This window comes from Halorubrum trueperi (assembly GCF_042662525.1).
Classification (GTDB): Archaea; Halobacteriota; Halobacteria; order Halobacteriales; family Haloferacaceae; genus Halorubrum; species Halorubrum trueperi.
Genome location: NZ_JBHSXI010000001.1, coordinates 718,351 through 734,315 on the forward strand (window position 1 = coordinate 718,351; position 15,965 = coordinate 734,315).

10 protein-coding genes and 2 pseudogenes are annotated in these 15,965 nt (G+C 57.8%); 7 read left to right on the forward strand and 5 right to left on the reverse strand.

The features are described 5' to 3' along the window. Positions 1–77: 77 nt before the first annotated feature. Positions 78–1,316 carry a M20/M25/M40 family metallo-hydrolase gene (locus tag ACFQEY_RS03720; RefSeq protein ID WP_379764907.1) on the forward strand — a complete coding sequence of 413 codons (1,239 nt, stop codon included), beginning with the start codon at positions 78–80 and terminating at the stop codon, positions 1,314–1,316. A gap of 106 nt (positions 1,317–1,422) precedes the next feature. Here ACFQEY_RS03720 and ACFQEY_RS03725 read toward each other — a convergent pair whose 3' ends face one another. Further along, entirely contained in the window at positions 1,423–1,695 is a 273-nt protein-coding gene (locus tag ACFQEY_RS03725) for a hypothetical protein (protein ID WP_379764909.1), read from the reverse strand. A gap of 130 nt (positions 1,696–1,825) precedes the next feature. Between ACFQEY_RS03725 and ACFQEY_RS03730 the strand changes: the two genes are divergently transcribed. The 3 genes from ACFQEY_RS03730 (at position 1,826) to ACFQEY_RS03740 (ending at position 5,692) form a co-directional block, all read left to right on the forward strand. Next, on the forward strand, positions 1,826–3,001 hold the full coding sequence (locus ACFQEY_RS03730) for a sugar phosphate nucleotidyltransferase (protein WP_379764911.1): 1,176 nt from the start codon (positions 1,826–1,828) through the stop codon (positions 2,999–3,001). A gap of 2 nt (positions 3,002–3,003) precedes the next feature. Then, positions 3,004–4,929 carry a glutamine--fructose-6-phosphate transaminase (isomerizing) gene (gene glmS, locus ACFQEY_RS03735; RefSeq protein ID WP_379764913.1) on the forward strand — a complete coding sequence of 642 codons (1,926 nt, stop codon included), beginning with the start codon at positions 3,004–3,006 and terminating at the stop codon, positions 4,927–4,929. A gap of 64 nt (positions 4,930–4,993) precedes the next feature. Further along, a complete protein-coding gene (locus ACFQEY_RS03740; RefSeq protein ID WP_379764915.1) occupies positions 4,994–5,692 on the forward strand; it encodes a class I SAM-dependent methyltransferase in 699 nt (232 codons plus the stop codon). A gap of 260 nt (positions 5,693–5,952) precedes the next feature. Here ACFQEY_RS03740 and ACFQEY_RS03745 read toward each other — a convergent pair whose 3' ends face one another. The 4 genes and pseudogenes from ACFQEY_RS03745 to ACFQEY_RS03760 all read right to left on the reverse strand — a co-directional run bounded on the left by ACFQEY_RS03745 (position 5,953) and on the right by ACFQEY_RS03760 (position 11,112). Further along, complete coding sequence (locus ACFQEY_RS03745) at positions 5,953–6,192, reverse strand: DUF7568 family protein (protein ID WP_379764916.1); 240 nt, start codon at positions 6,190–6,192, stop codon at positions 5,953–5,955. A gap of 81 nt (positions 6,193–6,273) precedes the next feature. Next, positions 6,274–6,570: pseudogene (locus ACFQEY_RS03750) on the reverse strand (toxin-antitoxin system TumE family protein); the annotation flags it as partial. A gap of 294 nt (positions 6,571–6,864) precedes the next feature. Continuing rightward, positions 6,865–7,385: pseudogene (locus ACFQEY_RS03755) on the reverse strand (IS6 family transposase); the annotation flags it as partial. A 2,350-nt stretch (positions 7,386–9,735) separates the two neighbouring features. Continuing rightward, on the reverse strand, positions 9,736–11,112 hold the full coding sequence (locus ACFQEY_RS03760) for a dihydroorotase (protein ID WP_379764918.1): 1,377 nt from the start codon (positions 11,110–11,112) through the stop codon (positions 9,736–9,738). A gap of 116 nt (positions 11,113–11,228) precedes the next feature. Between ACFQEY_RS03760 and ACFQEY_RS03765 the strand changes: the two genes are divergently transcribed. The 3 genes from ACFQEY_RS03765 to ACFQEY_RS03775 all read left to right on the forward strand — a co-directional run bounded on the left by ACFQEY_RS03765 (position 11,229) and on the right by ACFQEY_RS03775 (position 15,873). Beyond that, entirely contained in the window at positions 11,229–12,068 is an 840-nt protein-coding gene (locus tag ACFQEY_RS03765) for an IclR family transcriptional regulator (RefSeq protein WP_379764920.1), read from the forward strand. Between the two features lie 140 nt (positions 12,069–12,208). Beyond that, positions 12,209–13,690 carry an amidohydrolase family protein gene (locus ACFQEY_RS03770; protein WP_379764922.1) on the forward strand — a complete coding sequence of 494 codons (1,482 nt, stop codon included), beginning with the start codon at positions 12,209–12,211 and terminating at the stop codon, positions 13,688–13,690. Between the two features lie 602 nt (positions 13,691–14,292). Further along, complete coding sequence (locus ACFQEY_RS03775) at positions 14,293–15,873, forward strand: ABC transporter substrate-binding protein (RefSeq protein WP_379764924.1); 1,581 nt, start codon at positions 14,293–14,295, stop codon at positions 15,871–15,873. The last annotated feature ends 92 nt before the right edge of the window (positions 15,874–15,965 follow it).

The following is a 15,965-nucleotide window of genomic DNA, read 5'->3' on the forward strand; positions in this document are numbered from 1 at the left end:
ACGATCGCTTGTCCGCGTACCGATCCACGCTCTTCGAATTACTTGCACAGCCGAGTGTCAGCACGACTGGGGAGGGCATGGCTGCATGTGCTGACCTCCTCCAGTCGATGCTCGAAAACTCCGCGTTTGACCGCGTTGAGCGCTTTGAAACAAGCAGGTATCCGCTGTTGTTCGCCGAACGCGTTGTGGACGAGTCGGCACCAACGGTAACGTTCTACGGACATTACGACGTCCAGCCGCCGGGTTCCGCCGACGACTGGGTGACGCCGGCATTCGAGCCGACTCTTCGGGACGGATCCATTTACGCTAGGGGTGCCGGTGATAACAAAGGACAGTTTCTCACTCACGTCTTCGCGCTCGATGCGCTCAGCAGGGGCGAAGAAGAATTCGGGGTGAACATCAAGCTTCTCGTTGAAGGAGGCGAAGAGAGCGGGAGTGAGGGCCTCATTGAATACCTTCGAGACGATCCGGCCGAGATCGCCGACAGTGACCTAGTCTACGTCGCAGACGGACCGATGCATGCCTCGCGGCGGCCGACGCTCATTTACGGGAATCGTGGGATCATCTCGTACCAGCTCGACCTCGAAACAGCGGACTCGGATCTCCACTCGGGGAACTTCGGTGGACCGGCCCCGAATGCGGCGAACGAGCTTATCGCGGTCATCAACTCGATGTTCGAGGGCGACGATATTCTCGTCGACGGGTTCCACGAGGATATCGAGATCACCGCGGCGGATCGCGCGCTGGTCGACGACATTCCCGTTGATGAGGAGGCTTTGAAAGCCGATCTCGGGATCGAGGAGTTCGCCACCGACGACACCTATTACGAACGGCTGCTGTTACAGCCGACGCTAACGGTGAGTGGGCTCTCAAGCGGTTACGAAGATGAGGGAAAAAAGACGATCATCCCACATCAGGCAACTGCCAAACTCGACTCTCGACTCGTGCCGAACCAAGATCCAGACCGCGTCTTGGCGCGAATCTCGGAGCACGTCGAGCGGGTGGATCCCCGTGTCGAGGTGACGAAATTGAGTTCGTTCCCGCCCATGAAGACGCCGATCGACACGCCGGCCGCTAAGCCTCTCCTCGCCGCTCTCGAAGCGGCGTGGGATGCGGAACCAGTCGAAATGCCGCTTCTCGGCGGGAGTCTCCCGGCGGCCCATTTCCGGTCCGAACTGGATGTCGACGTGCTCGTGGTTCCGTACGCGAACCCAGATCAAGGGAACCATTCACCGAACGAACACCTTGATGAAGACTGCTTCCGGAACGGAATTGAGACGACCGCGCTGTTTCTGCAGCACTTCGCGGACACCTAACCAGTCTGTCTGGCCATCCGAGTGCATCTCTTTTTGCTGTCGCTCGTAAATTGTTTGAGAGACTGTCGGCCTCCGTCTGGGATCACTGTGAGCATCAGTGATCGCGTCAGTAGAGAATGTCGTCGATATCACCTTCGTCCGTCTCTACGCCGGGTGCGATCCTCCCCTCGTTGAACTGTTGGACCTCTGATTCACTCAAGCTCGTGCTCCCATCGCGAAACGAATTGATGAATTCCGTTCGGGCATCGACGGCCGATTCGATCAGCTGCGTAAGGATTTCCTGTTGTGTGACCTTCTTTCCGGTCTTCAGTTTGATCTCCGCTTGGAGCTCCTCGAGTTTCGATTTCGCCTTTTCGTCCATTTTCACCGCTGTCGACATACGATGTAGTTGCGTTTACAACGCAGTCAATCTTTACACCGATTGTGCCAGCAGTCACTACACACCCTGATACTCGACTCGGATCAGCGAGCGCGAGCGATTTAAACCGCGGGCGGACGACGGCTGTGACATGAGCGACGATTCCGTGACCGCGGTGATCCTCGCCGCGGGCGAGGGTCGGCGGTTGGAGCCGCTGACGAACCGGCGGCCGAAGCCGATGGTGCCCGTGGCGAACCGGCCGCTGTTAGAGCACGTCGTCGAGGCCGTCGCCGCGGCCGGCGTCGACCGGATCACCCTCGTCGTCGGCTACCGACAGGAGCGCATCCGGAACCACTTCGGCGACGGCGACGACTGGGGCGTGCGGATCGAGTACGTCGAACAGTCGACGCAGCTGGGGACCGGCCACGCCGTGTTACAGGCCGAGCCGGTCGTCAACGGGCCGTTCGTCGTGCTCAACGGCGATCGGATCGTCGACCCCGAACTCGTCTCCCGAATTCGCGATCGCGCGCGAGACGGTGAGCACCCGGCGATGGCGGTCACGACCGCGGAACACCCCCGGGAGTACGGCGTGGTGAGCCTCGATGGCGACCGCGTGACCGGGATCGACGAGAAGCCCGAGGGGTCAGTCGAGACGAACCGGATCAACGCCGGCGTGTACGCCTTCTCGCCCGCCGTGTTCGACGCGATCCGCGAGACGCACGCGCCGGGCGAACTGGCGATCACGGCGACGCTCAACGAGCTCGCGTCTGCGGGCGACCTGACCGCGGTCACGTACGACGGCCGCTGGCTGGACGTGTCGAACCTCTGGGACCTGCTGACGGTCAACGCCGCGCTGATCGGCGAGTCCGAACGGACGGAGCCCGCCGACCCCGCCCACGACGAGTCGGTGACGGTCGCCGACGACGTCGCGCTCGCGGGCAACGTCCGCGTCGGCCCGAACGTCACGATCGGCGGGAGCACCGCGATCGGGAGCAACGCGACGATCGAGGCGAGTGCGGTCGTCGAGAACGCGGTGATCTTCCCCGACGCCGTGATCGGGGCCGGGGCGGTCGTTCGCGACGCGATCGTCGCCGGCAACGCGCGCATCGGGCCGAACGCGACGATCGCCGGCGGTCCGGCGACCGTCGTCGTCGGCGACGCGGTCCATCACGACGTCGACCTCGGCGGCGTGGTCGGCGACAACGCGACCGTGGGCGGCGGCGCGACGCTCACCGACGGCGCGGTCGTCGGCGACGACGTCCGGGCCGACGCGGGCGTCGTGATCGACGGGCGCATCGAGTCGGACGCGGTCGTCCGGAGGGGGTAACCATGTGTGGAATCATCGGGTACGTCGGCGAGATTGGCGAATCGAATTCGGGCGCGGCTGGCGACTCCGCCACCGACGGCGGCGCGGTCGAGGACGGCTCGATCGGGGGCGTCGGCGATATCGTCCACGAGGGGCTCCGCAACCTGGAGTATCGCGGCTACGACTCGGCGGGCGTCGCCCTCGTAGGCGCGTCGAGCGGGCTCACCGTCGCGAAGCGCTCGGGCGAGGTCAACGGGCTGACCGTGCCGGACGTGCCGGACGCGACTCACGGGGTCGGCCACACGCGCTGGAGCACGCACGGGCCGCCCACGGACGCGAATGCGCACCCGCACACCGACTGCGTCGGCGACGTGGCGGTCGTTCACAACGGAATCGTCGAGAACTACGAGGAACTCAAAGCGGAGCTGTCCGACCACGAGTTCACGAGCGACACCGACACCGAGGTCATCCCGCACCTCATCGAGGAGGAGCTCGCGGGGGCCAGCGATGAGGACGGCGAGGGAGGCGAAGGAGACGAGGGTGGCGAGGGGGGCGACCTGCTGGCCGCGGTGCGGAACGTCGAGGACCGACTGGCGGGGAGCTACGCGATCTGCGCGGTCCGCGAGGGCGACGACCGGATCGTCGTCGCGCGTCGCGGGAGCCCGCTCGTGTTGGGCCGCGGTGAGGACGCCGCGTTCGTCGCCAGCGACGTGACGGCCTTTCTCGAACACACCCGCGACGTGACGTACCTGGAGGACGGCGACGTGGCCGCGCTCGACGCCGGCGACGTGTCGATCTTTCACCACGGCGAGCCGGTCGAGCGCGCGGTCGAGACCGTCTCCTGGGAGGCGGACGCCGCCGAGAAGGGCGGCTACGAGCACTACATGCGCAAGGAGATCCACGAGCAGCCGTCGTCGCTGCGCCAGACGCTCGCCGGGCGGCTCGACGTCGACGCCGGGGACGTGGATCTGGACGTGTCGTTCCCGCCGGGTTTTCTCGCGGATCTGGAGGAGATCCGGATCGTCGCCTGCGGCACCTCCTACTACGCGGGGCGGTACGCCGCGCAGCTGTTCGAGGAGCTCGCGGGGGTGCGAGCGACCGTCGAGATCGCCAGCGAGTACGAGTTCGGCGCGGGGCGGACCCCGGACCGGACGCTGGTCGTTGCGGTCACCCAGAGCGGGGAGACGGCCGACACGCTCGGAGCGGTGCGTCGCGCGAACGCCGCTGGCGCGCGGACGTTCGCGGTGACGAACACCCTGGGGAGCACGGTGACGCGGGAGGTCGACGGGACGGCGTTCATCCGGGCCGGCCCGGAGATCGGCGTGGCGGCGACGAAGACGTTCGCCTCGCAGGTCGCGACGCTCGCGATGCTCGCGGTCGCTGTGGGGCGCGATCGGGGGGCCTTGGCGGCCGCCGACGCGCGGCCCGTCTTGGAGGACCTCCGGGGCCTGCCGGGTGCGGTCCAGCAGGTGCTCGACGAGGAGACGCAGGTGCGAGAAGCCGCCCGCGAGTACCGGGACAGCGAGGCGTTCTTCTTCGTGGGGCGGGCGTTGGGAGTGCCCGTGGCTTTAGAGGGCGCGTTGAAGCTCAAGGAGATCTCCTACGACCACGCTGAGGGCTTCGCCGCGGGCGAGCTCAAACACGGCCCGTTGGCGCTGGTGACGCCCGAGACGCCCGTGCTGGCGGTGTTGACCGAGGGGGCGCGGGCCGACGAGACGATGAACAACGTCACCGAGGCACAGACGCGGGGTGCGCCCGCGTTGGGCTGTGTGTCGACGGGTGACGAGTACGACACGCTGGACGTTTCGTTCGACGTGCCCGACGTGGGGATCGTCGAGCCCCTGGTGGCGAACGTGTACTTGCAACTGTTCGCGTACCACGTCGCCAACGAGAAGGGGCGGCCGATAGACAAGCCGCGGAATCTGGCGAAGAGCGTTACCGTGGAGTGAACGGGATCGGCGATGGACCGATGTCGGCGATTTATTATCAACTGGCAAAAAAGAATAAGGGACCATGGCCCGCGGATGGAAGATACAGGAGAGGCGACATGCTGGAGAAGAACACTTGGACGCTGAAGCAGCCGCTCGATTCGATGAAAAATCGCCCTTTGATCCATCCACAGAAATCGACACCTTGCTGGAACTTGGACTAACTGGAGAGGATACGGTCGTCGATTTTGGAACCGGAACCGGTGTGTTTCCCCTCGCTGCCGCCGAATATTGTGACCGTGTCGTTGCGGTTGATGTCTCCGAATCGATGGTGAAAATCGTTGACGAGAAAATCGAAGCAACCAGCATTCAGAACATCGAGACAGTCCACGACGGGTTTCTGAGCTATGACCATCAGGGCGACGCCGCTGCGTACGCGTTTTCGAAAGACGCGCTCCATCACCTTCCTGATTTCTGGAAGGTTGAGGCGCTCAAAGCCATCGGGACCACGCTAGAGGAGGGTGGGATGCTCCGATTACGGGACTTTGTCTTCTCATTTGATCCACAAGATAGTCAGGCAGCGATTGAATCATGGCTTGATGATAAGCGATCTACGTCGTTCACCGAGGAGGAACTCCATGTCCATTTCCGAGAGGAATTCAGTACGTATGGATTCTTGCTCGAACAGATGCTTGCGGAGGCTGGCTTCGAGATAATCGACGCAACCTACGAAACTGACTTCTACGCCGAATACACCTGTCAATGGCATGGATTCACCGAGTAAGCACCACTGGCACGAGGCGCACAGCGGTGTTCTCGTGAATGGAGTTCCCGCAACTGTTCCAAGTGTGAGCACAGAAGACGAACGCAGTGAGTCTTCCGGCGCACACGAGGCCCAACGAGACGAGATTTTGCGCGGTCGTGGGCTTTGTTGCGGTGGTCTCGGGTGGTAGCCGCGAACCCATTCCAGTAGTCAACTCTGCAACCGAATCTGTGAGACTCGGGTGGTCATCAACCGGTTCCGATTATGAGGCTTCTCACCTGCTATCGCTCGGCCCCGTAGACGATACGTGGGGAACCTTCGCACCCACTGTTCCGACACTCGAACCAGCGCTGGACTTTCGCACCTTCCGCCGGTTTCTCACTGACAACGACGTCGGGGCGTGGGAGGACCTCGAACAGTCGCTCGCCGACAGCGACCTCACAAGTGCCGAGCTCCGCGACCGCCGCGACGTCATCGGACGTTGGGAGGAGAACTAGGAAGACCGCCGCCTCATCAAGCACGCGTTGGCGCTCTCTCGGCTGTCGAAGCCGTTGCGAACAGATGATCGACGTGGCTGACCGCGGCATGCGCTAATCTGCCCGCTACGGCGGGTTTGATGCGCTATTCAGCTGGCCCATGTCGTCGTTCTCGTACGCTGCTCGCCACATCGCATGGACTGCACGAGTCACCAGTGACACCTCGGTCACATCGGTACAGGACGGTTCGGTTGCCGTCGTGGCTGCATCGGACGGGGGATGAAAGTGGATCTCGGGTGAGTGTGTATTCGGGTGTCGATCGAATCGCCAGTTGACATCGTTGCTATCGACGTAATGGAACGAGTACATCCCCAGTTCCCTCCATTGGATATCGAGCCGAGCGCTCTCAGCGTCGCCGAGCCCACTGATTCGTACACCGTGGCGACGCTTGCGCTTGCCACGGTCATCCGCATGGTGGGTCTCGGCGATCACTGGGCGTACCGGGTCGACGAACCCACCCCACCGACAGCCGACACAAGCCCATTCACGGCAGTCCGTTCGTTTAACACGCTCGTGCGGAGCGCTGGCCTCTGTGAGGTCAGCTACGGACGGGGTCCTTGCTGTTGGCAGTATCCACTCCGGGGTGGCGAGTTCCACGGGTTCTGTAGAACTCGTCTCGACGTGTTTAAACATGTTTGAAAAGTTTGTTGTTTATTATTCTACTCTATAATTGACATGTCTGGAGGCATTCCGCATCCCAGGTATGACATGTTGGAATCGGAATCCGCGACAATTGCAAGCCGCCTACAACCATGGAGCACCGCCGACGAAAACCACTGCATCGTCAACCCGATGGGTTGTACAAAGTTGACAGAGAACCATCAAGGTGTAGTGATTTTCTCGCCGATTAGAGCAGGCAGTTAGTGTCCGGATCGACGGCAACGGACAGCCAATCTCACTCAGTAGTAAGCCGAATCACAGTTTCAATGACTGTAACGTGATTCAGGCTGACACCGTCCGTCGGCTGGAGATTGGCCTTCTGTATTCACCGATGGAGGGGTAGTTCGATGTCGATCGATACATAACCTTTCAAGAACAAAAATATTATATGGATATGATATGTTAGCCAAAGGGAGTTGGATCCCGAAGTTCATCGCTGACTTGGGTGTTGTCTCTCGCTCCAGAAACGCTAATTCGATACAACCGCAACCACCGCTGAAGTGGTTGAACGAGAGCATAGAGTACTCAAACATCGCACCACCTCTCTCTTCATCCCTATCTGAACACCGCCAGTTTCCTGGAGTGTTCAGCTGGGCTGATTCCATGGGAAAGTGAGGAATGTGACCTACTCGTCAGCAGTTCCTCGTCGGTGTTGTTAAAAAAAGTTTGTAAACCTACTAGTTGTAAGTTCTACCATACAAAATATATCTAGATAAATTTATATATCGGTGCTGTTGAACACGGCAGCTCAGGTTTTCTCTGTGGAGACTACCGATGAAACCATCTGTGTCATCGATGAGAATCATGGCGTCTTCGACACCATGGGTTCCGTAGGCTCGGTGAGGAATTCTTGTGTGTTCGGAATTGCATACGTCGAAAGCAGCCGTGAATGGAGGATTCTATTAGTTGTAGGAACAACTATGGAGTATAGTCAGTACTGTTCGTCGCTGACCCTGATCGCCGTTTGACCCGCAGCAACGTACTCTAGGCTTTCGCCGCCAACTGGTTGTATATCGACCTGCTGTATCTGGGTATGAACTTCTAACTGATTGCATACGGCTGTATATTTCTCAAATAACCTAATTGTATATAAAAATGATAATTCTACGAGTTGGTAGCGAATACCTTTTCGATGATCTCGCGGTGTGTTTGTTCTCGTTCCACACACTCTAAGTGGATTCACATGGGAACTTCGATGGAGTGCGTGATTTCTAGTAGAGGCATTACACGATCGCTCTGTCTCATCGGTAGTGTAACACCGTGAATCTATCCGGGTCACCAATCAATAGAACTAGCTGAACGTCGCCGGCGATCCTGCAACTAACAGAATCCTGCACGTTCGGCTCAGTTAAGGGAATATGATCCCGATCGGGCGGGGATTTTCCGATCTGCTGGAGCCACGCGGAGTAAACGCCGTCGTGTTTCTCCTCTATGACCCGCTGAGTCCGGCTTCGCACGTTCGAAAGCGGAGTTCGGCTACCGTGTGGGAGTCCGCAACTACAGAAAACAAGTCATTGTGTGAATAAATTAAATATATCACTCTTTCCACTCTCGTTGTATCAATGCGAACCGACTAACCGCGAAACGTGGGAGCAGACTCACGTGATAATGTTGAATCAGGCGGAAGCCGAGACGACACCGCTGTGGGCCGATACACCAATATGGTTCTCCAAAGTGCAGTCAGTCTTCACCTCAATTCACATTGTGTAAATCAGTCGCAAGTATATGAAATTACACCCGTACATATGTAATGGTAGTGGATGATAGAAATCAAATAGTACGGATATGAAGACGAGACTTAGTATCATATGTTGTGAAAAAGCACTAAAACTATGTATTTATCTGTATTTATCGCTATTCAATGTGTAGTTGCCGAATTATTGATCGAATAGCCTGCAACGGAGTTCCGAACGTGAATGAAAAATAATGATATTTGATCTCTGATCTAGAATTTCTCTTCACCGACTGGAAGAACCCGTTTGCTATCGAAGTACACGTTTCGAGAACCAGCGAGCATGCGAGGAATCCGGTGATACAGGCCGAAAGCGTCCTGGCCGATCTACGTGACCAGTATCAACGATCGGGAATCGAGGGGGAACTTTATACAATCAAATTTGTAGTGTGATTTATAGATATAGCTATAAAAAATACAGCACGGAACGGCTGGTACACACAGTGTGAACAACGGCGCCAGTCACAATTGAGGCCCCCGCTAGTAGAAGAAATCAGGTATAATCGAAATGAGTTGTCTCCACTACACTGGGTTGTTGAATCCGATGACGGTGCTAGCCGGATAATTCGCTGTCCACCCGTGTGCTATGAGCGTGATCGTAGTGTGCGAACACCCGGGTCGAAGCAGGGGCAGGACGCTCGCTGATCGAGGAGCCCCTCGGAGAAATTAGTCGTGATAACCGTCGTCGCTGGCGGGATTCGCTCTGTTCTCGGAGTTGCGAAGGACACGTAGTTGCAGGTTGCTTCGAGCGCCGCTTTGGCTCCAGCTTATTCTTCGGCGACTGCGTCGACAATCGCGGCATCGTCGTCCAAACCAGCGACGTGCGAGTCATCGGTGTGAAGATCGATTCCGAAGTAAGAGATGGTTCCTCTGGAGTGGGAAGTGTGTGAAGGAAGCCACGCCTATTCGGACTCGCCGCCAACGAGCGTGCACCCTTGACAGGGAGGCGAATCGGAGCCACGTGTTCTGAGACGCGGTTGAGTCATTGGCCCTTGACCACCTCAGTACCCTTCACCCAGGCGGGGGACCTAGCGGGCTTTCATCCCATCGAAGCACGCGATGGGAAAGCCGATAGAAACAGCCATTCGCCATCAGTCACACTTCGACGGATCCGTGGATAGCGGCCTGACTGATGGCTAGACGCTCCAGTTTGGAATATCACGTTTGAGGAACTCGCCGTATCCCGGGTCGGAAGTAATGGTGCCGTTCTTCGCGATCCGCTCTCCCCGGAGGAACGTTTCCGTAACCTTACCGGAGACCGTCCGTCCCTCGTAAATCGAATAATCTGCGATCGACTCGTTGTCAGCAGCGTCGATGGTCTGCTTCTGATCAGGGTCGAACAGGATGAGGTCAGCGTCAGTGCCGGGATCGAGCGTACCTTTTTGCTGCATTCCGAACGTGTTGGCTGGTGCCGAACACATCGTCCGGACGAGGAACGGATATGAGAATCCGCGGTTATTGACCGCCTCTTCGTGGAATACGGGGAGGCTATATTGAAGACTATTTGCCCCGAACGACGTATCCCACCAATTGTCGACCTCCTTGTTCGCCCGCGTCGTAGCGACGTGATCCGTTGAGACGACACTGAGGGCCCCTTCGGCGAGTTGCGTGAAGAGGTGCTCCTGATCGCGCGGCGTCCGCAACGGTGGTGCAATAACAGGCAGTGTTCCATCCGTTCCGTATGCTGATTCGTCGCGCGCCAAGTAATGGGTACACGTTTCTGCCCGTACTTTGGTACCGTCTTCAATATGTCCGGCAAGTACCTTCGCTGCTTGCTCACACGAGGTGTGTACCCCATAGTACTTCGCGCCGGCCGCCTGCGCCATCCGAACCGCGCTATCGGCTGCCATCGCCTCTGCATAATCCGGGCGTGACGACGGATACTCGCTTGGATCACCCGTTCCGGCCGCCTTTTGCTCCGCGGTGAGCGTGGCACACACCGACTCTTCCTCAGTGTGGAACAACGCGACCGCCTCAGTGTCCGCGATTACGCCTAGAAGCTTATTAATGAACCCGTTGCTCAGCCCGAACTCGTACGCGGTAAACATCTTGAAAGACGTGATCCCGCGGTCGACAAGCGGCTCGATCTCGGCGAGCACGGCATCGTTCTCACGCGTGATCGTGCCGTGTAGCCCGAAATCGATGATGCTGTCCGACCCCTTTCGAATCTGTCGATCGATCGACTCACTGAGCGTCCCGTCTCCCCACTTCCGTTCCGCTTCGTCCCATCCCTGCCAAGCGAAGTTGATACACGTAGTTACGCCGCCAAGGGCGGCTGCCCGTGACGCGGTCAGGTAGGTGTCGCGTGAATTTTGGCCATCGATGTGGACATGCGGATCCACGACACCGGGCATTACGAGTTTTCCCGAAGCGTCGATAACTTCTGTCTCGTCCGAGAGCGGGAGAGATTCTCCGATAGCGGCAATCCTGCTGTCCTTGATCGCGATATTGCTTTCTATTGTCCGTTCGGGGGTGACGAGGGTCCCCCCTTGAACCACTTTATCGACGTTCACGTTCAGTTCTCTCTCCTCGTTTATTAATATCTTTCCTCCCCACAAGGATAGATCCGTTCTCACCTGAGTTCACATATAGGGAATCTATTTCCGTGTAAGTACCGATAGAAGAGACAATGACATCCGCAAGAAAGGTCAAAACGACGCAAACGTCGGTGCGGATCATCGAGGCAGTGAGGGATCACGACGGCGCAACGCTTGCAGAGCTTACTGAGGCGCTCGAGTACGGTCGGACAACGTTATTCAATCATCTACGGACACTTCAAGAGGAACGACTACTCACCAAGGAGAACGAGGAGTATCAGATTGGACTCCGATTCCTCAAATTGGGCGAATACGCTCACAACCGGCGAGCGGAATATACGCCCGCGAAGATCCAGGTCTACCGGCTCGCTGAGGCGACCAACGAGGAGGCGACATTCGCCGTTGCGGAGAATGGATTAATGTGGACCATCAACTACGTGATGGGGGACGCAAATCCCTCGAATCCTGAAGCGGGTAGCCAGTTCATCCAGATCGGGAGCTCGTATCATACGCACAACTCCGCCACGGGAAAGGCCGTGCTCTCACAGTTTTCAAATGAAAAGGTTCGATCCATCATCGAGACATACGGGTTGCCCGGGATGACCGAGAAAACGATCACTGACGAAAGTGAACTCTTCGCCGAACTCGACCGAGTTCGGGAGCGCGGATATGCCGTAAACGATGAGGAGCTTCATCGCGGATACCGCTCTATTGGTGTTCCGGTTGTGGGAATCGACGGTGGAGTACTCGGTGCATTTTCGGTAGGTGGACCGGCGTACCGATTCGAGCTGACTCAGCCACGTATCGACGACATTGTCGGCGTACTATCGACGTCGCTCGAACGCGTTGAGGAGGCGATGCGCCACGAGAGGGAGCAGAGAGAGAACGACACAGGCCCCGACGACAACACTGGGATCAACGACGAGAGCTAACGCCGCTGCCGGATGAATGAGGGACGCGACTCGGAACCTTGGATGGGGAGTCAGCCTACGGGGGTCGGTACCAACGATTACGCTTCGAGGAGCAGTAAGTATTTGACACTGCTTGGCAAAGGCACGAATGAAGGAAACCAATGCAAGGGAACACTGACACAGTCGTCATTCGTGGCGGCGCAGTAATAACCGTTGACAACGACCGTCGAATACTTGACCCCGGAACAATCGTCGTGGAAGGGGATCGGATCGTTTCGGTCGACAAGCCCGCCCGAATCGAGGCCGAATACGAACCCGATATCGAGATTGACGCGTCAGATAGCGTCCTGCTTCCGGGGCTCATTGATAGTCACGGGCACGCGGGCCACGCGCTTACGAAGGGCCTCGGCGTGGGGTCCGAGGGAGGATGGATGAACGCCGTCCAAGATGTCTACTTCCACAGCTCGACAGAGGAGTTTTGGCAGGCCGAGAGTTACCTTGCAGCGCTTGAACATCTTGAGATGGGTGTGACAACGTCCCTCTCGTTCCCAGGTTCCTCCCCGCGGGTCGACGATCCGAAGTACTCAATCGCGGCCTCGACTGGCTACGCTGATCTGGGGCTTCGTCACATCGTGAACGTAGGTCCTCCGAACCCACCGTACCCAAAGTCGTATACAGACGGGGCGACTGGGACGGAGCAGAGCGCTGATCTCGACGACGCAATCGCGACCACAGCGACCGTAATCGACGAACTCGACGGCGCGGAGAACGGTCGACTCTCTGTGTACGTCGGACCATCAGGGCTCGTTCCGGAGTTCGTCGAGGACGGCGAGCGAAAGCCGGCGGGGCTCGTCGGTGATTCGTTCGTGTTCTGTGACGGAGAGCCAAGCGAGATGTCGGTCAGACAGTTGGAGCAAGTGGTAGAGCTCGCCGATGCGAAGGGGACGAAGATACACACCCACGCGTTCGGCGGACAAGTCAAAGCCGCTGCTGAAGCCGTACCTGAGGTGTTGAGCCCGGACCTTTCGCTGGCTCACTGTTCAGCCCTGACTTCCGAAGAACTGGAGCTCATGGCTGAGCATGGCGTCAGCGCATCTCACGGCCCGCTAACACATGCGTACGCCAGGGCCCGGTTCCCATTGGTGGAGGCGCTAGATGCGGGAGTCAACGTGGCTGTATCGACTGATGGGGCTGCGCCTGACCGCTCATTCGATCTGCTCTCTCAGGGCCGGATCGCCGCACAGCTCCAACGGGCACACTGTAACGACACGTCGCTGCTGCCATACGGGAAGATTATCGAGATGATGACGATTGACGCCGCGAAGGCCCTCGGGATGGCCGACGAGATCGGCTCTCTTGAACCCGGAAAGAAGGCGGACGTTATCGGGATCTCTCTCGAGAGCGCTAAACTCCGCCCACGAACCGCACTCTCTCATCGGATCGCCCACTACGCGTCTGGGGCTGACACCGATTTCGTCATGGTCGATGGAAACGTGCTGGTGCGTGAAAGTAAATTCGATAGCGTCGACGTTGAGTCGATCTTGTCGGAGGCGGACCGTGTTACGTCGGAGACGTTCGAACGGGCGGGAGTGATGGACCGGTTGGATGGAAGCCCGAACGCTTGGCACGAAACACGGTTCTAAACCGCTCGGGAGAACTCGCTGGCCGCGGTCAGCGCATCGCTGCGATTTTGCATCGATGTCACCCCGTGTGGTTTGCCTCACTGACGATTTCCACTCAGCTCGAAACGTTCCCAACGGTCCCAGAGACGATCCCTGTCGCGACGCTGGCGTTCTCTTCGCGTGTGTTCTGTTCTTCCCCACTCACAGAGAAACGTTCCTGATGAGTGGTCACCGCTGGAATTGAGTGTCAGGAAGCCGGTCCCCTGAGATGATCCCGTGAGGATTGTGCATGTACCTCTCCGAACCCTCGGCCATCTCTTTGGAGGGCCACTACCAGAGGTGACGCCTGTCTCGACGCGTCGCTAACTGGGTTGCCACCACCTGGAGCAATCAGATGGTCCAACGAACCGGCTTTGTGAAGTAGGTGAACTGGATGTTTCTGATCGAGTCTTCTAGTATGGACCTGTTTGTAGTATAAATTAGAACAATCAACATGAATGAGGAGAACTGAAGTAAATATCGTCGAATCACCGATCGATTGCATTGAAATATTTCTCAGAATACTCACAATCGTTGTGGTGATGGCATAATTTTATATATGAATAGATATACCTGAAGTATGCATGCCTAAGATTAGCAGACGGACTGCGCTACAGTCAGCTGGTAGCGCGGTCGCGACCGTTGCAATAGCTGGCTGTACGAGTGACGATGGCCAGACCGAAGCCGAGGACGATAGAGAAGATTCTGAAGGAATGTCGGAAGACGACACTGTCACTGTCATCCAAGGTCCTGCACCTGAGCAGTTGGATCCGCAAAACCACACTCAGACGTACACCAGCAACGTCGTCCTGGCCGCTTACGAAAACCTGCTATTCCGCGACGAGGACGGCCAGCTCTATGGTGAACTCGTAGAGGAGTGGGAACGAATAGAGGAAGGGCGTGTTCGCCTGACGCTCCGTGAGGACGTTCCGTTCCATGACGGTTCCACGCTAACTCCTGAAGACGCAGCATTCAGTTTAAATCGGATTCTGCTCGAAGAGGTTGGCGATCTCGTAAGCCCGCAGAACTTTGAGCCAATTCAGGAAGCTGAACCTATCGACGACGAGTTCGCTATCGACGTTATTTCTGAAAGTCTCAATCCAATCGTATTTCAGACGCTCGGGAGCCACAACGGACAGATTATGAAGAAGTCTTGGGTAGAGGAGCGTGACCAAGCCGACATTGCGATGGAAATGAATGGTACCGGGCCGTTCAAACTTGTGGAGTTCGAGCAGGATGAGTATGTCCGCTACGAACGGTTTGAGGAGTATCGTGAGGGGCCCGCGGATATCGAATCGCTTGAGTACCGAGGTGCCTCTGAAGCGAGTACGCGTGTGAACCAACTATTGGCCGGCGAATCCGACCTTACGGTCAACATCCCGCCAGACGATGTCTCCCGTGTCGAAGAGAACGAAGGAACGAGCGTCGACGCCGTCGCCGCACTTCGGATGCCGTTCTTCGCCATGGTCAAAACCCGGGAACCATTCGACTCGGTCGAATTCCGTCGGGCGATGAACTTGGCGGTGGATAACGAATCGATCATCGAAAACGTTCTCGATGGGTTCGGGGCACCGTCGAATCAACCGACGCAAGAGGGCGTATTCGGCTACAACCCGGATGTCGACACCTATCCTCAGGACTACGATCGCGCGGAGGAGTTGGTCGAGGAAAGTGGCTACGCAGGCGTCGAGATCACGTTACATACGCCGACCGGTCGCTACCTAAGAGATGTCGAGGTTGCACAAGCAGTTGCGAGCCAGATCGACGAACTGCCGAATGTTTCGGCGAGTGTTGAACAGCGTGATACCAATTCGTTATTTAGTGAACTGAGCCCGAATCTAGATACGGGACCGGCTTGCTACATGTTGGGATACGCAAATGCGATCGCTGACGCGGCCTACGTGATCGAGCCGCTCCTCACAGAAGGTGGTAGCAGTACCTCGTGGGAGGACGAGGAGACGCAGGCGCTATTCGAGGAAGCGCAGTCGGAGTCAGATATAGATAGGCGGGAAGAACTGCTCCAAGAACTTAATCAGGAGTTTCACGATCTCGCTCCGTGGATCTTCCTCCACCAGCAGGCGAACCTGTATGGGACTTCCGACCGATTTGAGTGGACAGCTCGGGGTGACGATCACATTGACCCTTACACGTTCAGCGTTGAATAATACCCACTTGACGTCACACCGCTCACTGACACAGTAAATGAGCACATGACACATGACCGCAATCACAGAGTCGCTCAGGTAAGTGGACACCC